At 43.9% G+C, this 22504-nt stretch carries 19 protein-coding genes; 2 read left to right on the forward strand and 17 right to left on the reverse strand.

Annotated features, from left to right (window positions below; translation table 11 throughout):
* Window positions 1–116: 116 nt before the first annotated feature.
* A complete protein-coding gene (locus AC0OMA_RS14065) occupies window positions 117–308 on the forward strand; it encodes a hypothetical protein (RefSeq protein ID WP_003222590.1) in 192 nt (63 codons plus the stop codon).
* A gap of 18 nt (window positions 309–326) precedes the next feature.
* On the opposite strand, the gene cotN is transcribed toward AC0OMA_RS14065, so the two are convergent.
* From cotN to hemA, 8 genes are all read right to left on the reverse strand, one after another.
* Window positions 327–1352, reverse strand: coding sequence for a spore coat protein CotN (gene cotN, locus AC0OMA_RS14070; protein ID WP_014480462.1), 1026 nt, complete (start codon window positions 1350–1352; stop codon window positions 327–329).
* 32 nt (window positions 1353–1384) lie between these two features.
* Window positions 1385–3112 (reverse strand): spore coat morphogenetic protein SpoVID, encoded by a 1728-nt coding sequence (gene spoVID, locus AC0OMA_RS14075; RefSeq protein WP_474222190.1) that lies wholly within the window; start codon window positions 3110–3112, stop codon window positions 1385–1387.
* A 130-nt stretch (window positions 3113–3242) separates the two neighbouring features.
* Window positions 3243–4535 carry a glutamate-1-semialdehyde 2,1-aminomutase gene (hemL, locus tag AC0OMA_RS14080; protein WP_015384279.1) on the reverse strand — a complete coding sequence of 431 codons (1293 nt, stop codon included), beginning with the start codon at window positions 4533–4535 and terminating at the stop codon, window positions 3243–3245.
* A 29-nt stretch (window positions 4536–4564) separates the two neighbouring features.
* Window positions 4565–5539 (reverse strand): porphobilinogen synthase, encoded by a 975-nt coding sequence (gene hemB / locus AC0OMA_RS14085; RefSeq protein ID WP_474222192.1) that lies wholly within the window; start codon window positions 5537–5539, stop codon window positions 4565–4567.
* Complete coding sequence (hemD, locus tag AC0OMA_RS14090; protein ID WP_015483526.1) at window positions 5536–6324, reverse strand: uroporphyrinogen-III synthase; 789 nt, start codon at window positions 6322–6324, stop codon at window positions 5536–5538. Before hemD ends, hemB begins: the two co-directional genes overlap by 4 nt.
* Window positions 6314–7258 (reverse strand): hydroxymethylbilane synthase, encoded by a 945-nt coding sequence (gene hemC, locus AC0OMA_RS14095; protein ID WP_080467340.1) that lies wholly within the window; start codon window positions 7256–7258, stop codon window positions 6314–6316. The genes hemD and hemC overlap by 11 nt, the downstream gene beginning before the upstream one ends.
* 32 nt (window positions 7259–7290) lie before the next feature.
* On the reverse strand, window positions 7291–8121 hold the full coding sequence (locus tag AC0OMA_RS14100) for a cytochrome c biogenesis protein (RefSeq protein ID WP_003222575.1): 831 nt from the start codon (window positions 8119–8121) through the stop codon (window positions 7291–7293).
* A gap of 7 nt (window positions 8122–8128) precedes the next feature.
* Window positions 8129–9496: a glutamyl-tRNA reductase gene (hemA, locus tag AC0OMA_RS14105; RefSeq protein WP_004399038.1), complete on the reverse strand. Its 1368-nt coding sequence runs from the start codon at window positions 9494–9496 to the stop codon at window positions 8129–8131.
* Window positions 9497–9725: 229 nt separating this feature from the next.
* Here hemA and AC0OMA_RS14110 point away from each other — a divergent pair, with 229 nt between their 5' ends.
* Complete coding sequence (locus AC0OMA_RS14110) at window positions 9726–10223, forward strand: hypothetical protein (RefSeq protein WP_014477563.1); 498 nt, start codon at window positions 9726–9728, stop codon at window positions 10221–10223.
* A 21-nt stretch (window positions 10224–10244) separates the two neighbouring features.
* Here AC0OMA_RS14110 and yihA read toward each other — a convergent pair whose 3' ends face one another.
* The 9 genes from yihA to leuB form a co-directional block, all read right to left on the reverse strand.
* Complete coding sequence (gene yihA / locus AC0OMA_RS14115; protein WP_003229621.1) at window positions 10245–10832, reverse strand: ribosome biogenesis GTP-binding protein YihA/YsxC; 588 nt, start codon at window positions 10830–10832, stop codon at window positions 10245–10247.
* Window positions 10829–13153, reverse strand: coding sequence for an endopeptidase La (gene lon, locus AC0OMA_RS14120; protein WP_015384282.1), 2325 nt, complete (start codon window positions 13151–13153; stop codon window positions 10829–10831). The genes yihA and lon overlap by 4 nt, the downstream gene beginning before the upstream one ends.
* 180 nt (window positions 13154–13333) lie before the next feature.
* On the reverse strand, window positions 13334–14992 hold the full coding sequence (lonB, locus tag AC0OMA_RS14125; RefSeq protein WP_015483529.1) for an ATP-dependent protease LonB: 1659 nt from the start codon (window positions 14990–14992) through the stop codon (window positions 13334–13336).
* Between the two features lie 151 nt (window positions 14993–15143).
* Window positions 15144–16406: an ATP-dependent protease ATP-binding subunit ClpX gene (gene clpX / locus AC0OMA_RS14130; protein ID WP_003229613.1), complete on the reverse strand. Its 1263-nt coding sequence runs from the start codon at window positions 16404–16406 to the stop codon at window positions 15144–15146.
* A gap of 277 nt (window positions 16407–16683) precedes the next feature.
* On the reverse strand, window positions 16684–17958 hold the full coding sequence (gene tig, locus AC0OMA_RS14135) for a trigger factor (protein ID WP_014477565.1): 1275 nt from the start codon (window positions 17956–17958) through the stop codon (window positions 16684–16686).
* 227 nt (window positions 17959–18185) lie between these two features.
* Complete coding sequence (gene ddcA / locus AC0OMA_RS14140) at window positions 18186–19190, reverse strand: DNA damage checkpoint antagonist DdcA (RefSeq protein ID WP_015483530.1); 1005 nt, start codon at window positions 19188–19190, stop codon at window positions 18186–18188.
* A 118-nt stretch (window positions 19191–19308) separates the two neighbouring features.
* Window positions 19309–19908, reverse strand: a complete 600-nt coding sequence (gene leuD, locus AC0OMA_RS14145; protein ID WP_063335546.1) for a 3-isopropylmalate dehydratase small subunit — start codon at window positions 19906–19908, stop codon at window positions 19309–19311.
* Window positions 19909–19920: 12 nt separating this feature from the next.
* Window positions 19921–21339: a 3-isopropylmalate dehydratase large subunit gene (gene leuC / locus AC0OMA_RS14150; RefSeq protein WP_003229604.1), complete on the reverse strand. Its 1419-nt coding sequence runs from the start codon at window positions 21337–21339 to the stop codon at window positions 19921–19923.
* Between the two features lie 49 nt (window positions 21340–21388).
* Window positions 21389–22486, reverse strand: a complete 1098-nt coding sequence (gene leuB / locus AC0OMA_RS14155) for a 3-isopropylmalate dehydrogenase (protein ID WP_015251530.1) — start codon at window positions 22484–22486, stop codon at window positions 21389–21391.
* Between the last annotated feature and the right edge of the window lie 18 nt (window positions 22487–22504).

Genomic DNA, 22504 nt, shown 5'->3' on the forward strand with positions numbered 1-22504 from the left:
GTGTTTTTGATTCGTCAATCATCTTTTCCAAAAACACCGCTTTCTATACAGATGGGCAGGCACCTATTGCCCAAGTTTACATATGATGCTTGTAAATGCGTAGAGGAGGATGCACCGTGAAGAAACGTTTCAGCTCTTATTCGTTGCCGCCATGGGTAAGGCAAATTCGGCTTGTATCCGCACAAGTGATTATTCCCATTACGATTTTTCAAGGAATCAGAACCATTTTCTTTCCGACAACCTTTGATGTTTTGCTGCTCGCAATCCTAATCTTTTTAGCTTGCGCCCTTCATTTAGAATGGATATAAACAAACAAGTCCGCGCCATTAAGACGTGGACTCGTTTTCAGCCTGAAATTTTTTCTCTTGTTCAATCTGATGGATTTTCATCACAAACGGCTCTATATTTTTCATTTGCCAATAAGCCTTTAATAATTGTGTACATTCCTCTTTTTCATGCTGTCTTTTCCCAGTTTGATAACCGTTCAGCACCTTGTACATGGCTGCCGGATATGCCATATAGCTGAGAAAAAGGCTGACTTCCGCTTCACGCAAAGGGAATGATTTCGTATATCCATAAAACCATTCGACGCATTCCGGACAAGCTTTCGGAAAGCCTCTGAACATTTTTGTATAAAAGCCGAGCAGGTCGTTTTGCGGCGGACCGACAGATGCTCTTTCGAAGTTTGTAAAATATCCGGTCCCAGCATCATTATACAGAAAATGGTGTATAGACAGGCTGCCGTGGTTCATTACAACCCGTGAAACGTCCTTTTCCTTTGCAGACTCATACCAGTCCTCCAACCGTTCCAGCGCAAAATTCACCGCGGAAATGGTTTCTGAAAAATAGGTTATGGCCTGGAGTTCAAAAGGAGAAAGGTACCATTCCTTCTCCGCTCTATCCACAAACTGCTCATAGAAAATTTTATCTTGTTCCCACTTTTTTTTCGTTTGCCCGTAATAACGTTCAATCTCATCACGTCTAACCTTTAGTTCCTGTGCAGTTCTCTCGTGAAGACGGGCTGTTTCTCTAAATAAATAAGCATGCTTCTGATCCCGCTCTTCCTCTTGGTCAAATTGGAGCCAAGGCATTAAATAGTAAGTATCTCCGTATTGTATGCCTGCTGAGAAAAACTCACCGCTATTTGTTCTGTAAACGGGAACGAATGAACGAAAGCCTTTTTCCTCAATCGCCACCATATGATCTGTAAAATGCTTGCCGCGCCCCTCTTTCAATTTTTTCAGGGCAAATATGCCGTAGTCTGTATACACTTTCCAAACAAGAGGACTGACAGGCTCAATAAATTGAGCAGTCAGTCCGTATTCCTGAAGAACCGATTGGGTATCTTCCATTTCATTCACCACATTTTCCGATCACTTACGGTTTACGCATGGCTATTTTTATATTGAGGAATATAGAGAATCTGTCCTGCTTTTAATTCATCATCCAAGGCTAAAGAATTCATCCTGATCAGCTGCTGAGATGTAATTTCATACCGTTCGCATAAACGCTCGATCGTATCTTCCTGCTGCACAATACAAATTTTCATTCTCGAAAACTCATCCGCTTCTTTTGTAAAGAGTTTTGTTAAATAAAGAGAATTATCACTTTCCTTTGTTTGAGGTTCCTTCGTTTCAGCAGCAGGAGCAACCCTAGGAACAGCATCCGTTTCCTTCCTTTCAGTCTCAGAAGATTCAGGCAGCTGGAAGGATTGAAAAGGTGTTTCTTCCTTAGGCTCTTCAGCTGATGGTGTTTTTCTCACTTCAATTTCGAAGCTCTCTTCCTCTTGTTCTTCCTCCTCCAGCAGCTTAGGCGCTGAATAAAAAGAATCCTCCTCTTCTTGTTCAGGCAGGAAGGTACGGTATGCCGGTTCAGGCAATTCTTCTTGAGCTGCCTCCTCCGAGCTTGTTTTTTGATTGAAATGGAAATGTAAATCGGCTTTGTCATTCTCCACATATACAGCTGAAATTGTTTCTCTGCTATCTTCTATGGAGAGAGCGGCCTCTGATACACTCTCCAAAGCTTCATCCGCTTCCGCCTCTTCTTGGCAAAGCGCAGGATCAGCCTGATCCGATTGAGCTGCTTCTTCATTTTGAGCCTCTTGGCGCAGCGCATATTCATGATTGGGAGACACTGTTGTTTCCGTTTTTTCCTCTGCAATCACAGTCTCTGAATGAAGTTCAGCTTCCAAAGCAGGCGATTCTTCTGCTCCGGCGTGTTCACGAAGCTCAGTCTCCGCTGGAGAGTCTGCTTCTTCACGAACGTCCGCTATTGCAGCTGCCGGCTCAGCCGTTTCTTTTTTTGCTTTAACGATCTCTTGAATCTCTATTTCTGAATGATCAGGTTCTGGCTCAGATTCTTCTGTTTCCGATTCAGCACGAACCTCCGTTTCCGGCACAGCAAGCTCTTCTGACTCTTCTTCCTCTTTTACATCTTCTCTGGCCTCTGGTTCTGAAGCAACCGATTCAGGCGGCTCAGATTCTGCTTTTTCTGTCTCCAGTTCTTCACGGAGCCCCGCTTTTGAGATAAAAAGTTCTGGCGGTTCGGCTGGCGGTTCATGCTGAAGAACTGCTTCCTCTGCCGATGATGCACCCGGTTCTTCTACTACACTATGTGCCGGCGGCTCTGAAAGCTCTTCCTCCCTGAATGCCGCAGGAGCTTCATATAAAGGTATCTCCTGCTCTTTGTCTTGCGTATCGTCCAGAAGCCCTTCGATCGCTAAATCAGCTTGAATTGTTAAAATGCGCGAATCCGTCAATTGATAGTCAAATGCGTCAATAAAGACGAAGACATCCTGTAAATGGCTCACTTTATTTTTCGGAATGGTAATATCCACAGGAAAACAGTGAGTCAGTTCCGCACTTCCATCCTCTCTCTTTCTAACTTGTTCAACAAACCGCTTATCTGTATAAATCTCTTCGGTATGTTTGTTTTGATCTATGTTGTACTCACCTGTAAGTTCAAGCGATCCTATGATTGATACATAATCATTTACTTCCTGAACCCTAATATCAGGATCTAATGAAATAGAAAGCAGTTCAGAAACTTCCTGTCCTTTTTGGAAACAGATCGATTCTTCTACAGAAAATTGCAATCGATGATTTTGCGGCAAGTTCATATCCTCCTTTCATCTAATCCTTAAAATTAGATGTCACTAAAGGTGTATGTATGAACTGGAGAAAATATGAGTGGGAGAGCACGAAAAAACCGGCACAAGGAGTCCTTGATACCGGTTTTCAATCTTATCTGCGGCTGATCTCAGCAAATACTTTCTCAGCTGCCTGGATTGTGTTTTCAATATCTTCATCAGTATGGGCCGTTGAGAGGAAAAGACCTTCGAATTGTGATGGCGGAAGGAATACCCCTTCATTTGCCATCCCCTTATAATAGCTTGCGAACAGCTTCAAATCAGATGATTTCGCTGTTTCATAATTGATGACTGGTTCGTTTGTAAAGAAGAAACCGATCATCGAACCTGCACGGTTAAAGGTATGCGGAATGCCATGAGCCTCGGCGGCTTTTGAAATTCCTTCTTCCAGTCTGTCGCCTTTTTTGATGAAATTCTTGTAGGAATCAGGTGTCAGCTGTTTCAATGTCTCTAAGCCAGCCGTCATTGCAAGCGGGTTGCCTGACAATGTACCAGCTTGATAGATCGGACCGCTTGGAGCGATCTGCTCCATGATTTCTGCCTTTCCGCCATAGGCCCCGACAGGAAGTCCGCCCCCAATTACTTTTCCTAAACAAGTCAGATCAGGCGTTACGCCGAAGTAGCCTTGAGCGCAGTTATAATCGACCCGGAAGCCAGTCATCACTTCATCAAAAATCAGCAGAGAGCCGTACTGCTCAGTGATATCACGCAGACCCTGCAGGAAACCTTCTTGCGGCGGAACAACACCCATATTTCCGGCAACTGGCTCTACAATGACTCCCGCAATGTCTTCACCGAATTGCTGGAAAGCAAGCTTTACACTTTCTAAATCATTGTACGGAACGGTGATGGTGTTTTTCGCAATGCCTTCAGGCACCCCCGGGCTGTCAGGCAGACCGAGAGTGGCAACACCTGAACCAGCTTTAATCAAGAGAGAATCGCCGTGCCCGTGGTAGCAGCCCTCAAATTTTAAAATCTTGTTGCGCCCTGTATAGCCCCTTGCCAAACGGAGGGCACTCATTGTAGCCTCTGTTCCGGAGCTTACCATTCGTACAATTTCTACAGATGGCACACGATCAATGACGAGCTTAGCCAGTTCATTTTCCACTTCAGTCGGAGCACCGAAGCTTGTCCCGTATTCAGCCACTTTTTTGAGGCTTTCTACGACGCGGTCATTTGTATGCCCTAAAATTAAAGGCCCCCATGACAAGACGTAGTCAATATATTCATTCCCGTCAATATCAAAGATTTTCGAACCTTTTCCGCGCTCCATAAAAATCGGGTCCATGTCTACCGATTTAAATGCGCGAACGGGACTGTTCACACCGCCCGGCATGAGTTTTTGCGCTTCTTTAAAAGCCGTTTTTGATTTTTCATAGCTTCTCATCTGCCTCAACTCCTGTCAACTGAATAAAATTACTCCGCAAGCCATTTCGCTGCGTCTTTCGCATGATACGTAATAATCAGGTCGGCACCCGCGCGCTTCATGCTTGTCAAAATTTCCAACACAATTTCTTTTTCTTTGATCCAGCCGTTCTGCGCTGCAGCCTTCACCATTGAATACTCTCCGCTTACATTATAAGCGACGAGCGGCAAAGTAAACTCATTTTTTACGTCACGCATGATATCCATATAAGAAAGCGAAGGTTTGACAATCAAAAAGTCCGCGCCTTCCTCGACATCTGATTGTGCTTCGCGGAGTGCCTCCATACGGTTGGCAGGGTCCATCTGATATGTTTTGCGGTCTCCGAATTGCGGTGTGCTGTTTGCTGCATCACGGAACGGACCGTAAAACTCACTTGAATATTTAACAGCGTAAGACATGATGGGAATATTGACGAATCCTTCTTTATCAAGTGCTTCTCTGATCACTGTAACAAATCCGTCCATCATGTTTGATGGCGCAATGATATCCGCACCTGCTTTCGCTTGGCTGACAGCTGTCTGCGCCAAAAGCTCCAGCGATTCATCATTGAGGATGACCCCGTCTTTGACAAGTCCGCAATGGCCGTGGTCTGTATATTCGCACAGGCACGTGTCAGCGACAACAACCATTTCAGGGAAGTGTTCTTTAATTTCTGTGATGGCTTTTTGGACAATTCCGTGATCATGGTACGCTTGTGTTCCGCAATCATCTTTTTCTTCCGGGATGCCGAACACGATAACAGATTGAATGCCCAGTTTCACCAGCTCCGCTACTTCATCCTTCAATAAATCTAATGATACATGGTAAACATCAGGCATTGACGGAACAGCTTTTTTGCCTTCCAGACCTTCAACGACAAAAATCGGATAAATAAAATCTGATGGATGCAAACGTATTTCCTTTACCATTTCTCTCATTGCTTTTGATGTCCGCAGGCGGCGGTGTCTATTAAATGATTGACTCATATTCTCTCTTCCTCTCTTGACATGCTGCACATTAACTCAAGCATGCCATCTATTGTAAATGTATCAGGCGTATGCGATGTGATGCCGTACGTCAGAAGGGCATCACTTGTTAAAGGCCCAATGCTGATACAGGCCGTCCCATTCGCCTTCCACTTTTTTAATTCTTCTCCCAAGACATGCATAAACGTATGTACGGTTGATGAACTCGTAAATGTTACATAGTCAAAGGAATATTGACCCGCAGCGTCTTTCAGTGCCTCAATGCCTTCTTCATCCGGAATCGTTTCGTAGAGAACCCATTCCTTTACTTCAAAACCGAGCGGGACAAGCTCTTGTTTTATCACATCACGTGACAAATTCCCTTTCATCACGGTAATGGGCTCCCCCGGTTCAGCATGCTGCTTAAGAGCGTCAGCCAATTGTTCAGCAATATACTCCTGTGGCATCACATCAACCGATACGTTATGCGTTTTTAAACGGCGGGCGGTTTTTTCACCGACGGCTGCAATTTTTTTATGCGCAGGGAGAATAAGCTGATTTTCCTTCAGATAAGAAAAAAAGAAGTCTGCCCCGTTCACACTTGTAAAAACAAGCCAGCCTGGCGCGGCAAGATCCTCTCTTACCTGTTCCGCAACATCATTCGGCAAAGCGCGGCGAAACGTAATCAAAGAGGTTAAAACAGCTTTACCGCCAAGCGCCTCCACTTTTTGCTGAAATGATGTTGCCTGTGCCTTATTCCGGGTGACAAGCACTGTTTTTCCTTTCAACGGAAAATCATTTTCCATCCTCATCAAGCTCCCGTTTTACACGATCAATTAAATCTTTTGCTCCTTTGTCAGCCATAAGAGCGGCACAGCGCTTTCCTACTTCCTCCGGATCGTTTCCGGTGACGGTTTCTTTAAAAATGATTTTGCCGTCAGGTGAAGCGACAAGACCTGTCATTTCAATTTCATCCTGTCCATTTAACACGGAGTAGCCTGCGATCGGAACCTGGCAGCCGCCCTCCATCGTGTTTAAAAAAGCACGTTCCGCTAAGACAGTCCGTTTTGTATATTCATCTGTAAACTGAGAAAACAACGCCAACAGCTCTTCATCCGATTCTCGGCACTCAATCGCCAGTGCTCCCTGCCCCACAGCAGGCAAACAGCGCTCAGGCTCAAGGAATTCGGTTACGACATCTTGCTTCCAACCCATTCTAGAAAGGCCGGCAGCCGCTAAAATAATCGCGTCATAATCCTCTGTTTCCAGCTTTTGAAGTCTTGTATCTATATTACCTCTAATCCATTTAATTGTAAGGTCAGGGCGCTCAATCAAAAGCTGCGCGCTTCTTCTTAAACTGCTTGTGCCAATGACAGCACCTTCCTTCATTTCTGAAAGCTTTACGCGATTCTTTGAAATAAGGGCATCACGAGGATCTTCCCGTTCAGGAATACAGCCGATCACAAGGCCTTCAGGCAAAACAGCAGGCATGTCCTTCATGCTGTGCACTGCCATATCAATCTCTTCGTTTAAAAGCGCCTGTTCAATTTCTTTGACAAACAGCCCTTTTCCACCCACTTTTGAGAGTGTAACATCGACAATCCGGTCGCCCTTTGTCACGATCTCTTTAATTTCAAAAGCAAACAAAGGATTGATTTCCTTCAGTTTTTGAATAACCCATTTTGTTTGAGTCATAGCGAGTTTGCTTCGTCTGGAACCTACTTTAATCGTTCTCATCATTTCTTTCCTCCCGAATCTGCTTGGGACATCGTTTAACTGAACCAATGGAATTGCGACAGGCTTCCAAGCAGGAAATAATTGATCATCAGCACCAGAAAACAAGCCGTATTCCACAGTGCAGCGACCTTTCCTTGCAGCTCTTTAATCAGCCTGATATAAAGATAATAGCTGTACAGCAGCAGGACGACAAACGAACCAAGCACTTTGGCGTCAAACCAATACAGCGTTTCTAGTGAGACATATGCCCAAATGACGCCGAGAATCAAACTCAGCAGCAGCATCGGAACCCCAATGACATTTAAAACATACGCCATATAATCAAGCTTAGATAAATCTTCTATTCTCAACAGCCATTTTCCCCACTTTTTCTTTTTCAGCAGATGATATTGAAACATATATAGCACAGAAAAAACGAAAGAAAGGGAAAAAGCGCCGTATGAAAGAATCGCCATTGTAATATGGATCACCAAAAGCTCGGATACAAGCTGCCCGGAAAAAGCAGCTGACTGCTGCTCTGTCGGTGAAAATGTGTGAATGGCGATCATAGAAAATCCTATAACATTTGTAAAAAACACGATAAAGTCAACACGTAAAAGCTTTGTCAGTACAAGTGACAGCGTGACAAGCACCCAGGCATAAAAATAAAGCGCCTCCGTCACATTTAATACGGGAAACCGCCCCGTCACCCACATAAAATAGGCTAAATACACGGTTTGCAGAGTCCAGACAATAGAAAGCAACCAGAAGGCCATTTTTCCAGCCTTCCGGTTGTGTTGAAGAAAATCTATAAAATAAAAGAGTACACTTAACGCGTAAATGACGATTGTCCCCTCATTAAGTCTTGCCATTGCAGTATCAATCATTCAGCTTTCACTCACTTACAAGTGGGCTAAAGCCCGCTTTTGATTCAGCCTTCTTAAAAGAGTGGACCTTCTGGCTGCTTTCAACGGTTTTCATCATTTGACGGCCCGCAGCTTCTTCAATATCAAAAATCTGCATAAACAACGCGAGCTTTTCTTCAGAATCAGCATCTGCCGCAAGCTCTTTCACCTTTAAAATCGGATCACGAAGCATTTGGTTAATAATACTTTTGGTGTGTTTGTTCAACAGTTTTTTCTCTCTTGTGCTTAAGTGAGGCAGCTTACGCTCGATGCTGTCCATCGTTTCTGACTGGATGGCAAGCGCCTTTTCGCGCAATGCAGAAATAACCGGCACAACACCAAGTGTATTCATCCATTGTTTAAATTCCACAATGGTTTCTTCAATTAACAGTTCAACTTTTTCAGCTGTTTCTCTCCGTTCTTTCATGTTCGCTTCTACAATGCCTTCCAGATCGTCGATATCATAAAGAAAAACACCTTCAAGATCATTCAGCGCCGGATCAAGATCTCTAGGCACGGCAATGTCCACCATAAACAGCGGACGTCCCTTGCGAAGCTTATTCGCGTTTTCCATCATCTCTTTGGACACGACAAATTCACTTGCACCGGTTGAACTGATTAAAATATCAGCCTCCGCAAGCGCGCTTTCAAGCTGATTCAAGCTTCTCGCTTCACCTGAGAAACGGTCTGCAAGCTCCTTCGCTTTCAAGTATGTTCGGTTAATGACAGTGACCTTGCCGATTCCCTGTCCGTGCAGGTTTTCCGCAGCAAGCTCGCCCATTTTTCCCGCACCGAGAATCAATATGTGCTTGCTTGAAAGATTCCCGAAGATTTTTTTAGCAAGTTCAACTGCAGCATAGCTTACTGACACCGCATTTGAGCCAATGTCTGTTTCGGCGTGAGTCCGTTTGCCCACTGTAACCGCCTGCTTAAACAGCTCATTAAAAATAGTCCCGATCGTTTTTTCTTGCTGAGCTGTTTTAAAGCTGTCGCGTACCTGTCCGAGAATCTGCGTTTCGCCAATCACCATAGAGTCAAGTCCGCAGGCTACACGGAATAAATGCTCAACAGCGGCATCGCTCTCATAAAACGTTAAGAACGGTGACAGCTCTTCTTTGCTTAATTGAAACCAATCAGCTAAAAACTTTTTTATATAATAACGGCCGGTATGAAGCTGGTCGACTACCGCATAAATTTCAGTGCGGTTGCAGGTTGAGACAATGATGTTTTCAAGAATGCTTTTCTCTTCTTTCAGCTGCACCATTGCTTCTGCCAGCTCATTCGGCTGAAAACTTACTTTTTCACGTATCTCAATAGGGGCGGATTTATAATCTACTCCCACAACAAGTATATGCATCGCTCTAATTACACCCCCAACACCGAATCTTAATTTATAATCATTCTAACATAGAACTCATTATTTATAATAATTATAACATAGTTTCTTTCACAAAATGTGAACAGATTTTAAAATTCTTATGCTATATTAGAAAAAGCTTCAGGGAAAAGAAGCATTCCTATTGACAATACCAAAAACAGCAGAAATTTACTACACATCAGCTCTAAAAAACAAGAAGGTGATATGCATGAAACAAAAATCAATTTTATTCCCTTGTCTGCTGCTTGCCGCTTCTGTATATGCATGGCTAGAAAGCGGCCAAGCCGAACTGTTTTCAGGGCAGGATCAATGGCCTGTTCTCCTCATGCTGTTAGGCGCAGCCTTTGTATATCAAGGAAAAAAAGAAGCCGTTACACCCCATTTCTTCATCGGTTTACTTCTCTTCGGGATCGGTTTACACTTTTTTGCCAAGCCGAAATGGGTATGGTGGCCGGATGATTTTGAAATGCTCCTCTTTATGATCGGCTTCTCACTTCTCGTTTCAGCCGTTCAAAAAAAAGAATATGTATATGAAGCTGTGTCGATGATTTGTTTTTCCCTGTTTTTGTACTTTTTTAAACAAATTATGGCATGGCTTGAGTCTGCGCATATTCCAACAGCGCTTCTGAAGGAGTATTGGCCGTTTGTCTTTATTGGAATTAGTTTATTGTTATTATTGATAAAACGAAAAAAATCTATACGATAAATAAAACCGGTAGAGGATTCTCTACCGGTTTATCATTTTTTTGATCGCTCCCCAAGCTTCGTCTTTTCCCTTTTTCGTTTCTGAGGAAAAGAGAATCAGCTCGTCTTCCGGATCAATATTTAATGTTTGTCGGACAACCTTCGCATGTTTGTCCCATTTGCCTTTCGGGATTTTATCCGCCTTTGTAGCGATAACAATAACAGGAATGCCGTAATACTTTAAGAATTCATACATCTGTACATCATCATTAGATGGCGCATGCCGCAAATCAACGATCTGCACCACAGCTTTTAATTCCTCGCGTGTCGTGATGTAGGTTTCAATCATTCTGCCCCATGCTTCACGCTCAGACTTTGACACTTTGGCAAAACCGTAGCCCGGCACATCCACAAAATGCAGCTCATCATTGATAATATAGAAATTAAGCGTTTGTGTTTTTCCTGGCTTTGATGACGTTCTCGCAAGATTTTTGCGATTGATTAATGAATTGATAAAAGACGATTTTCCTACGTTCGATCTTCCGGCCAATGCGATTTCCGGAAGCCCCCCTTCAGGGTACTGTTCCGGTTTTACTGCACTGATCACGATTTCTGACTTTGTGACTTTCATTTCTTCTCTCCTACTAAGGCATGTTCCAAAACCTCGTCTAAGTGGGACGCCAATATAAATGTCAGCCCCTCCCTGACGCTTTCCGGAATATCCTCTATATCTTTTTCATTATCTTTAGGCGCAATAATGGTCGTTAATCCCGCTCTATGTGCGCCAAGCGCTTTTTCCTTCAAGCCGCCGATCGGCAGCACGCGCCCGCGAAGCGTGATTTCCCCAGTCATGCCGACTTCACGCGAAACCGCCCGTCCCGTTAAAGCAGAAACAAGCGCTGTTGCCATCGTAATACCGGCTGACGGACCATCTTTTGGCACCGCACCCTCTGGTACATGTATATGAATATCATACTTCTCATGAAAGTCAGGTTCAATGCCAAGTTCTTCTGTTTTGGATCGCACATAGCTGAATGCAGCCTGAGCTGACTCTCTCATAACATCTCCGAGCTTTCCTGTCAGGATTAATTTCCCTTTCCCCGGAGAAAGCGATACTTCAATCGACAGCGTATCTCCGCCAACGGTTGTATAAGCAAGCCCTGTCACTACACCAACCTGATCCTCTGTTTCAGCTTGTCCATATCTGAAAATACGTTTTCCGATAAAGTCTTGAAGGTTCTTCTCAGTAACCGTAATCCGTTTTCGCTCTTCAGCAACAATGGCTTTTGCAGCTTTACGGCAAATCGCGGCAAGCTGGCGTTCAAGGCTTCTCACACCAGCTTCTCTCGTATAGTAGCGGATAATATCAAGAATCGCCTGATCACGCAGCTGCAGGTTGCTTTTCTTCAGCCCGTGTTCTTTGATTTGCTTTGGGAGCAAGTGATCCTTTACGATTTCAAGTTTTTCTATTTCTGTGTAGCCTGCGATATTAATAATTTCCATTCTGTCTCTGAGCGGGCCCGGGATTGTGGCCAAATTGTTCGCCGTTGCGATAAACAGCACTTTGGATAAATCAAAGGTTTCTTCAATATAGTGATCACTGAAGCTGCTGTTTTGCTCTGGATCAAGCACTTCAAGCATAGCGGATGATGGGTCTCCTCTAAAATCAGATGACATTTTGTCAATTTCGTCTAATAAGAAGACCGGATTCAGCTTGCCCGCTTTTTTCATCCCTTGAATAATACGTCCAGGCATTGCTCCGACATAGGTCCGTCTGTGTCCGCGTATCTCTGATTCGTCCCGTACTCCTCCGAGTGAGATTCTGACGAATTTGCGTCCCAAGCTTTTTGCAATTGATTTGGCTAAAGACGTTTTTCCGACACCCGGAGGTCCTGCCAAACAGAGAATCGGGCCTTTCAGGGATTTGGTCAGCTTCTGGACAGCCAAATATTCTAAAATACGTTCTTTTACTTTTTCAAGCCCGTGGTGCTCTTCGTCCAAGAGACGTCCTGCTTCTTTCAAATCAAGCTTATCATCTGTTTCATCCGTCCATGGAAGAGCAACCAGCCAGTCGATATAGTTGCGGATCACGGAGCTTTCCGCAGAACTTGACGGAATTTTTTCATATCTGTTCAATTCTTTAAGCGCTGTTTCCTTCACATGCTCAGGCATGCCTGCTTCTTCGATTTTTTCCGTCAGTGTCTGAACTTCGCCAGTTTTGCCTTCTTTATCGCCAAGCTCTTTTTGGATCGCCTTCATTTGTTCACGCAAGTAGTATTCCTTCTGCGTACGCTCCATCGAACGTTTGACACGCTGGCCGATTTTTTTCTCAATCTCCAGCACTTCTTTTTCATTATTAATAAAATCAATGACCTTGTTCAGCCTGTCTTTGACATCAGCCGTTTCTAAAATATCCTGCTTATCCTTTAGTTTAAGGGGCAGATGAGAAGCAACGATGTCTGCCATTCTCCCCGGCTCTTCGATATCAGTAACCGCGGCGTACGTTTCGGCCGAGATTTTTTTAGAAATTTTTATGTACTGATCAAAGTGGTCTAGCAAAGTCCGCATCAATGCTTCGTCTTCTGTATCTTTTGAATCATCTTCATGAATAAGTTGAATGTCTACCGACGTGTAATCCTCGTGTTCATTGTATTTGACGATATGGGCGCGCTTGAGGCCCTCCACCAACACACGAATCGTACCGTTCGGAAGCTTCAGCATTTGCTTAATTTTTGTATAGGTGCCGACAGTGAAAATCTCGTCTTCACCAGGTTCGTCTATCGAAATATCCTGCTGAGTGGCTAAAAATATCATATGATCATGCATCATTGCCTGTTCAAGAGCCTGAACCGACTTGTCACGTCCTACATCTAAATGCAAAACCATCGTCGGGTACACTAATAAACCTCTTAAAGGGAGGAGCGGGATGCTGCGTTTTAATTCTTCTGCCATGTGACTGACACCTCCGTGACTTTAGTATGAACCATTATAATACAACTTTTTCATCCTTGTACAATAAACGGCATGGTTCCATTTTCTATAAAACAGTCTCCTCGTAGTATACCCTTTCTTTCTGATATGAAAAAGGAAAAGATGTCCTTCATGAAAAAAACCCTATTATCAAAATAGGGTTTAAACGGATTCTTTATTGATTTCAATATGAAACGGTTTTTGTTCCGTTGGCGGATTCACTAAAATTTCATCAAGCACTTCCTGGAACGTCTTCACTGCAATAATCTTGATCCCGTCAATCTGCTTTAAGATCGCCTGCTGATTTTCATATGGGATAATCACCTTTTTCGCACCGGACTGCTTGGCCGCTTTTATTTTCGGAATGACGCCTCCGATGGGTTTCACAAGACCGTTCAGGCTGATTTCGCCCGTCATCGCAACGGTATTGTCAATAGGAATTTTGTGTATCGCCGAGAAAATCCCCGCCGCCATCGCAATGCCTGCTGACGGCCCATCAATTGGAATCCCTCCTGGGAAATTGATGTGAATATCATAATCAGAAGGCTTCATTCCCATTGTCCGGAGCACGGTTAATACATTTTCAACCGAACCCTTCGCCATGCTTTTTCGTCTGATTGATTTTGATTGGCTGCCGATGCTTTCTTCTTCAGCTATTCCTGTGATGTTAATTGATCCTTTATCTTGAGCCGAGGTTACACTCACTTCGATTTCCAGAAGCGATCCGCTGTTAGGCCCATAGACTGCAAGCCCATTTACAATGCCAACCTGTGGTTCAACACCGATTTTTTGCTCGTGCTTTGGAGTAAGCTGACTGGAGTGAATGACCCATTCAATATCCTCAATCGTAATGTCTTTCCGATTCTCCGTTACAGCCATCCCCGCTGCGATTTGAATCATATTGACGGCTTCCCGCCCGTTCCGCGTGTAGCTGGTCAAAAGATCCAGTCCTTCTTCGGAGATATTTTTTTCAATTTTATCAGCTGCTGTTTTAGCAACCGTTTTCAGCTCGTCCTTTTCAAGCTCGCGGAAAAAAACCTCCAAACAGCGGGACCGGATAGCTGGCGGAATTTCGTTTGGCATTCTCGTGGTCGCGCCAATCAAGCGAAAATCAGCCGGCAGCCCATTTTGAAAAATATCATGAATATGATTCGGAATTTGTGTATTTTCCTCACTGTAATACGCACTGTCTAAAAAGACTTTTCTGTCCTCAAGCACCTTCAGCATTTTATTCATTTGAATAGGATGCAGCTCCCCTATTTCATCAATAAACAGCACACCGCCATGGGCATGGGTGACAGCTCCCTGCTTCGGCTGCGGAATCCCAGCCTGTCCCATCGCTCCGGCCCCTTGGTATATCGGGTCATGGACAGAGCCAATGAGCGGATCGGCAATTCCTCTTTCATCAAAACGGGCTGTTGTCGCATCGAGTTCCACAAAGACAGCCTGCTCTTTAAACGGTGATTGTTTATGTTTTTTTGCTTCTTCCAACACAAGCCGCGCAGCAGCCGTTTTCCCAACTCCCGGTGGCCCATAGACAATCACATGCTGAGGATTTGGCCCGCATAAAGCAGCCTTTAATGCTTTAATGCCGTCTTCCTGTCCGACGATATCTTTAAAGCTTTTGGGGCGGACCTTCTCAGATAATGGCTCGGACAAGCTGATAGCGCGCATTTTCCGAAGCTGCTCCATTTCCTTCTTTGATTCTTTATCTATCGTGACCTTTTGTGTCCTTTGATTTTTAAGCAAATTCCAAAAATACAAACCGATGATGATCCCAAAAAACAGCTGAATAAATAACGCGATCCCTGTCCAACTCATGGTGGTCCCTCCTGAAAAACAATTTATGTATCCAATTCATTCCTCTGATTGCTAGTATCTCCCATAGAAGACGGGAATAAACGTTTTTCCAGAAGAGTTGCATGCAAAAAAACCTCCTGAGTGTTACCACTCAGGAGGTTTGTACTTATCTTTATGCAGATGTTTTATCTTGGCTTACCTCAGTGCCGTCTTTTAATAAGAGGCGAGGAGGCTCTCCGTGTGTCACAGTTGCCCCGGTGATTACACATTTTTCAATGTCATCACGAGAAGGCAGCTCAAACATCACATCAAGCATGATGCCTTCAATGATGGAACGGAGTCCGCGTGCTCCAGTCTTGCGTTCAATTGCTTTTTTAGCAATTTCAGAAAGCGCTTCTTCTTCAAACTCAAGCTCAACGTTGTCAAGCTCAAGCATTTTCTTGAATTGCTTAACAAGAGCGTTTTTCGGTTTTGTTAAGATCGCAACCAATGCTTCTTCGTCAAGCTTTTCAAGGCTTGCAATAACCGGAAGACGTCCGATAAATTCAGGAATTAACCCGAAACGAAGCAAATCTTCAGGAAGCACTTTTGAAAGAAGGTCTTCTTTCTCAAGATCAGCAGCTTTATTGTCGGCACCGAATCCAATCACTTTTTGGCCTAAACGGCGTTTGATGATTTGTTCGATACCATCGAAAGCTCCGCCGCAAATGAACAAAATATTTGTTGTGTCAATTTGAATGAATTCTTGATGAGGATGCTTACGTCCACCTTGAGGCGGTACGCTTGCCACTGTACCCTCAAGAATTTTAAGCAATGCCTGCTGTACACCCTCACCTGACACATCACGTGTGATAGACGGGTTTTCAGATTTTCTAGCCACTTTATCGATTTCATCAATATAGATAATGCCTTTTTCGGCTTTTTCCACATCATAATCAGCAGCTTGGATGAGCTTCAAGAGAATATTCTCTACATCTTCACCCACGTATCCAGCTTCAGTCAAAGATGTAGCGTCTGCAATCGCAAACGGCACATTTAAAATGCGAGCCAATGTTTGCGCCAGAAGGGTTTTACCGCTTCCCGTAGGGCCGATTAATGAAATATTACTTTTTGAAAGCTCAACATCATCAACTTTGCTGTTAGAGTTAATGCGCTTATAGTGGTTATACACAGCCACAGCAAGTGATTTCTTCGCTTGATCTTGGCCGATGACATATTCATTCAAAATTTCACGAATTTCCTGAGGCTTTGGTACGTCTTTAAATTCTACTTCTTCTTCTGTTCCGAGTTCTTCCTCTACAATTTCAGTGCAGAGTTCGATACATTCGTCACATATATATACACCAGGTCCAGCTACAAGCTTACGAACCTGATCTTGTGTTTTTCCACAGAACGAGCATTTTAATTGTCCTTTTTCCTCGTTAAATTTAAACATTCTTTCACCCCTTAATCTTGTCTCACTTTTTCTTTTACCGGCAGAGCAAAAGAAAATGATTCTTGAAACGAACGAGTATGTATTGCATTTTACCATACTTTCCAAAAAGACGGTAACAATGTGTTTCTGACTTGCACATTCTATATGTATGACAAAAAACAGCCCTGCATTAACTATATTGCCCCAAGAAAAAGAGATAACTCATAATTGTACAAAACAAGGCACGAATGATTCGCGCCCTGTTTTATTAGTACTATTACTATTATTATGCACCATATTAACGGTTTTCTACAAGAAAATCAATTGCTTTGCGAACTTTTAAATCTTCTTTCATCGCGTCAGTAGAACCGATGGCTTGTTTAATATTTTCAACAGGCATGTTGTATGCTTCAGCCATTTTAGTAAGCTCAGCATCAACTTCCTCATCTGATACTTCAAGGTTTTCCGCTTTCGCAATCGCCTCAAGAGTCAGGTTAGATTTTACGCGTTTTTCAGCATCTTCTTTCATTTGCTCTTTAAGCGCAGCTTCATCTTGACCTGAGAATTGAGTGTAAAGCTCAAGGTTCATGCCTTGCATTTGCAGACGCTGTTCGAATTCTTTCAGCATGCGGTCAAGCTCAGTGTCGACCATTGCTTGCGGAACGTCGATTTCAGCATTTTCAGAAGCTTTCAGAACAAGCTCTTCACGTAATTTAGCGTCAGCTTCGTTTTCTTTTGCTTCTTCCAGACGTTTCTTTGTTTTTTCAGTTAATTCAGCAAGTGTTTCCACTTCTTCATCGATATCTTTTGCGAATTCATCGTCAAGCTCAGGAAGCTCTTTCGCTTTGATTTCGTGAATTTTCACTTTAAACACAGCTGGTTTGCCTGCAAGCTCTTCAGCGTGGTATTCTTCTGGGAATGTCACTTCAACATCCTTTTCAGCGCCTGCTTCAAGACCAACTAACTGATCTTCGAAGCCAGGGATGAATGAGCCAGATCCTACTTCAAGAGAGTAGTTTTCAGCTTTTCCGCCTTCGAAAGCTTCGCCGTCAACGAATCCTTCGAAATCAAGAACAACTGTGTTTCCTTCTTCAACGGCGCCTTCTTCTTTTACAACAAGCTCAGCTTGACGCTCTTGAAGGGCTTTTAGTTCGTTTTGAACATCTTCGTCAGTTACAGTTGTGTCGTCTTTTTCAATGCCCAGGCCTTTGTATTCGCCAAGCTTCACTTCAGGTTTTACTGTTACTTTCGCAGTGAAGATTAAGCTTTCGCCTTTTTCGATTTTTTCAACATCGATTTCAGGACGGTCTACAGGCTCGATTCCAGCTTCTTCAACCGCTTTAGGGTATTCTACAGGAAGAAGAATATCCAAAGCATCTTGGTAAAGAGCTTCTACGCCAAAGCGCTGTTCGAATAATCCGCGAGGAATTTTACCTTTACGGAATCCAGGAATTGAAACTTGTTTTACTACTTTTTTAAATGCATCATCAAGTGCTGTTTTAAACGTTTCAGCATCAACTTCAACCGTTAAAACGCCTTCGTTGCCTTCTTGTTTTTCCCATTTTACAGACATGTGTTTCCCTCCAAAAATCTATTCAGGTTGTGTCGGTCTTCCATTCTAAAGCAATCATTCGGCTTCGTCCAACAAAAACAAAGCTGCCAAAGATCAGAATCATTATGTATAGATGTTAATAATGAACTGCAAAGCCTGTCCAACCGTATTTCTTATAACCCGTTATACACAAATACAACCACTATATTATAACATAACACATAGCGCTTTCAACTATATGGCGCGATTTACAAATAAGAAATTTCTTCAATATCTTTTAACATTGTGCAAGCTTCATCGAGTTCTCTGTCTGTAAATTCATACATCATATGAAGTTCTTCGCTTTCAATTTCAATCCCGTGCATCTCGTAACCGACTTTATGAAGGGCAGCCGCCCAAAGGTCAGCCGACAGCAATTTCGGCTGGAACGGATATAAAACGTACAAATGTCTTCTCCACAATTCTTCTACTGCCGCATATAAGGTAGGATTTTCATTTCCAAGTGTCTCATCCAGCACCCTGAGAACACGGTGCAGAATCGGGGCGGCATCAGGCGGAACAATCTCAGACGGTTCAATTGTCAAAGACTCGCCAAATTTACTAATGTGCACAGGTTTACTGTACTCATGCTCAGCCAATAGCATGACAATCATCGTTTTGATAATCGGATGGGCTGAGGGGTCTTGGAGAATTGTTTTGAGCAATCCTGTATACTTTGCTACGTTACGGTCTTTTAAGGAATGAATGAGATTCATTTGCTCCTCAGGGCTTGCCAGCACTTTCTCGGTGTCAATTGTATCCTCATATTCTTCGGCCCAAGCCTCGTCCTCACGATCCGGATCGGTCATTTTCCGGCTGAAATCCAGCAGCTTATAAAATTGCTCGGCGCTTTCTGCCGGCAGCTGATTTTCTTCCAAAACGGCTTCAATGGTGCTTTTGACTTCTTCATATTTTTTGAGCTGAATTAAGATGGTCATGTACACCTGCAAAACCGTAAAATAATGGCCATAACCTTCTTTGAGCATCTTCTCGCACACGCTTTTTGCCTCTTCCAGCTCGCCCAGCTCTAAAAAGCAGATGGCCATCCCTAAGTGAAGATCGGATTCAGTATCATCATATTTCATCGCTTCTGAAAACAGTTCAAGCGCTTCTTGATACTTTTTTTCCTTTAGTGATGACATCCCTTTTTCCACAAGGCGGTCTTTCAGATGAGGAAAAGGAATAATTTTTGCGTTCTTCTTGTCATGCGTCATACCTATATTCCTTTCAGGCATTTATTTTGTTCAAGTGTATCAACACCTGTGAACAAACACAAGAATTGAAAGGTTTCATTAGGCAAAAAAAGCCGCCGGACAAATACCGGCCGCTTTTTCAGGCTTGAAGCCAAGAGCTTCTTTGTGATTCAAATTGCTTGATTTCATCCTCCAGCAGCAGCGTTAATGAAATTTCATCATATCCGTTGATCAGCATCTCTTTCCAATGCGGATCAACTTCAAATGAAATTTGATTGCCTTCACTGTCATGAATCAGCTGATTTTCAAGGTCAACAGTCATTTGCAATGACTTGTTTTCATACTGGCCGACAAGCTGTTTCCAATTGTCATATGGCATGCGGATCGGAAGCATGCCATTTTTAAAGCAGTTCTGATGGAAAATATCAGCAAATGACGGTGCAATGATAATTTTAAACCCATAATCATCAAGTGCCCACGGAGCGTGTTCACGCGATGACCCGCAGCCGAAGTTTTCTCCCGCTATTAAAATGGAAGCTCCTTGATAAACAGGCTGGTTTAATTCAAATTCAGGGTTCGGTTCACCATTCGCATCATATCTCCAGTCAAAGAATGCAAAACGCCCGTAGCCTGTTCTTTCAATCCTCTTCAAAAATTGCTTAGGAATAATCTGGTCTGTATCCACATTGATCCGATTTAATACGGCCGCTTTCCCCGTATGTGATTTCAAAGGTTCCATCTCGCGCACTCCTTACACAACTGTTTTTTCCTGATAAAACTTTCTGACATCAACGAAGTGTCCGTGAATGGCAGCCATCGCAGCCATTGCCGGGCTGACGAGATGTGTTCTTGCACCTTTTCCTTGTCTGCCCTCGAAGTTGCGGTTAGAGGTTGATGCACAGCGCTCTCCCTCAGGAACAACATCATTATTCATACTCAAACACATGCTGCAGCCTGACTCTCTCCATTCAAATCCAGCCTCCAAGAAAATCTGGTCAAGCCCTTCTTTTTCAGCCTGAAGCTTCACGCTTTGGGATCCGGGCACGACGATGGCCCTTACGCTGTCAGCTACCTTCTTCCCCTTGATCATATCAGCAGCCTGGCGAAGGTCAGTCATGCGGGAATTCGTGCAGGAACCGATAAATACGTGCTCCACTTTAATGTCTTCAATTTTCTGATGAGGAGTGAGTCCCATATATTCATAAGCGCGAATCGCTTCTTTTTTGTCATCTTCTGCAGAAAAGCTTTCCGGCGCAGGAACTTCAGAATCGACAGGAAGAACCATTCCCGGGTTAATGCCCCATGTCACCATAGGGGAAATTTTGTTGCCGTCAAGGACGATAGATTTATCGTAAACAGCGCCCGGGTCTGTGCGCAGCGCCTTCCATTCCTCTACGGCCTTGTCAAATTCTTCGCCTTTTGGCGTGTACTTGCGATTTTTGCAATATTCAAACGTCACCTCGTCAGGTGCAATCAAACCTGCTCTTGCTCCTGCTTCAATTGACATGTTACAAACAGTCATTCGTTCATCCATCGTCATATTTCTGAATACTTCCCCAGTGTATTCAATGACGTAGCCTGTGCCGAATTTCACACCGTATTTGCCGATGACAGCAAGGATGACATCCTTTGCCGTTACCCCTTTTTGAAGCGTTCCATCTACGCGCACTTCAAGTGTTTTTGGACGCTGCTGCCAAAGTGTCTGTGTGGAAAGGACATGTTCAACTTCACTCGTCCCGATACCAAATGCAAGAGCGCCGAATGCGCCATGTGTTGATGTATGACTGTCACCGCACACAATCGTTTTCCCCGGAAGCGTTAAGCCCAGTTCAGGGCCGACGACATGGACAATCCCTTGATCCACACTGTGAAGATCGGCAAGGCGCACGCCAAATTCCTCACAGTTTCTTTCAAGCGCCGTTACTTGGCGTTTCGCAACTTCATCCTTTATCTCAAAACGATTGACAGTCGGGATGTTGTGGTCCATTGTCGCAAATGTATTTTGGGGTCTTCTGACCTTTCTTCCCTTTTGTCTCAAGCCTTCAAATGCCTGAGGAGACGTCACCTCATGAATGAGGTGCAAATCAATATAGAGAAGATCCGGCTTTCCCTCACCATGTTTTACAATATGCTGATCCCAAATCTTTTCGATGATTGTTCGAGGCATCATCTTTTATTTCCTCCCTCTACCTAGAGCTAAGACCGCTTAACGTAAGCTGTCACACATTAGAAATTGTATTTTCACTCATGATTGCTGCCTTAACTTCCTCTGTAATGGCCTGAGTGCTGCTGAACTCTTCACCCCGTGCCAAGTCTCTTGTTCTTTTTCCGGAAGCCAAGACTTTGTTTACCGCATCTTCTACAGCTTTCGCTTCCTCTTCAAGCCCGAAAGATGTTCTCAAAAGCATTGCCGCTGACAATATGGCTGCGAACGGATTTGCCATCCCTTTACCAGCAATATCAGGCGCGGAGCCATGAACAGGTTCAAACAGATGAAGACCAGAGCTTGATAGGCTGGCTGACGGGAGCATTCCGAGCGAGCCTGTAAGCATGGACGCTTCATCGCTTAAAATATCACCGAACATATTTTCAGTCACCACGACATCAAATTGATTCGGTGCATAAATTAGCTGCATGGCCGCGTTATCCACAAGCATGTGCTCAAGCTTCACATCAGGAAACTCTTGTGCAACGTCCTCAGCCACTTCACGCCACAGCCGGCTTGATTCAAGAACATTCGCTTTATCTACAGAGGTCACTTTGCCTTTTCTGGCTGCCGCCATTTTGAAGCCCTCTCTGATCACCCGTTCAATTTCCGTTCGCTTATAAAACAGTGTATCTACTGCTTCCTGCTCACCTTCAGTGTTTACATAGCGTTTGCTCGGCTGGCCGAAATACAAGCCGCCTGTGAGCTCACGAACGATAACGAAATCAACATTATCTATATATTCTTTTTTCAAAGGCGAAGCGTCAGAAAGGCTTTCAAATACCTTCACAGGCCGCAAGTTCGCAAACAAATCAAGCTGTTTTCTGATGCTGAGCAGCCCTTTTTCCGGTCTCAGTTCCGAAGGATTTTGATCCCATTTCGGTCCGCCGACAGCGCCAAGCAATATCGCGTCTGCATTTTTACAAGCAGCAACGGTTTCCTCCGGGAGGGGGTTATGATGTTCATCAATAGCCGCCCCTCCAATCAGGCCATATTCAAATTCAAATTCATGGTTAAAGCGTTCGGCAACACTTTTCAGTACGTCTGTCGCTGATTCTAATACTTCAGGGCCGATCCCGTCTCCGGGCAATAGAGCAATACGTTTCTTCAAGTTAACCGTTCTCCTTTC

Source organism: Bacillus sp. AMCV2, from assembly GCF_056033925.1.

Coding starts and splice junctions, on each gene's coding strand:
- cotN (WP_014480462.1), bottom strand. CDS start 1,352: ATGGAAGATACCCAATCGGTTCTTCAGGAATACGGACTGACTGCTCAA.
- hemL (WP_015384279.1), bottom strand. CDS start 4,535: ATGAGAAGCTATGAAAAATCAAAAACGGCTTTTAAAGAAGCGCAAAAA.
- hemB (WP_474222192.1), bottom strand. CDS start 5,539: ATGAGTCAATCATTTAATAGACACCGCCGCCTGCGGACATCAAAAGCA.
- hemD (WP_015483526.1), bottom strand. CDS start 6,324: ATGGAAAATGATTTTCCGTTGAAAGGAAAAACAGTGCTTGTCACCCGG.
- hemC (WP_080467340.1), bottom strand. CDS start 7,258: ATGATGAGAACGATTAAAGTAGGTTCCAGACGAAGCAAACTCGCTATG.
- AC0OMA_RS14100 (WP_003222575.1), bottom strand. CDS start 8,121: ATGATTGATACTGCAATGGCAAGACTTAATGAGGGGACAATCGTCATT.
- hemA (WP_004399038.1), bottom strand. CDS start 9,496: ATGCATATACTTGTTGTGGGAGTAGATTATAAATCCGCCCCTATTGAG.
- AC0OMA_RS14110 (WP_014477563.1), top strand. CDS start 9,726: ATGAAACAAAAATCAATTTTATTCCCTTGTCTGCTGCTTGCCGCTTCT.
- yihA (WP_003229621.1), bottom strand. CDS start 10,832: ATGAAAGTCACAAAGTCAGAAATCGTGATCAGTGCAGTAAAACCGGAA.
- lon (WP_015384282.1), bottom strand. CDS start 13,153: ATGGCAGAAGAATTAAAACGCAGCATCCCGCTCCTCCCTTTAAGAGGT.
- lonB (WP_015483529.1), bottom strand. CDS start 14,992: ATGAGTTGGACAGGGATCGCGTTATTTATTCAGCTGTTTTTTGGGATC.
- clpX (WP_003229613.1), bottom strand. CDS start 16,406: ATGTTTAAATTTAACGAGGAAAAAGGACAATTAAAATGCTCGTTCTGT.
- tig (WP_014477565.1), bottom strand. CDS start 17,958: ATGTCTGTAAAATGGGAAAAACAAGAAGGCAACGAAGGCGTTTTAACG.
- ddcA (WP_015483530.1), bottom strand. CDS start 19,190: ATGACGCATGACAAGAAGAACGCAAAAATTATTCCTTTTCCTCATCTG.
- leuD (WP_063335546.1), bottom strand. CDS start 19,908: ATGGAACCTTTGAAATCACATACGGGGAAAGCGGCCGTATTAAATCGG.
- leuC (WP_003229604.1), bottom strand. CDS start 21,339: ATGATGCCTCGAACAATCATCGAAAAGATTTGGGATCAGCATATTGTA.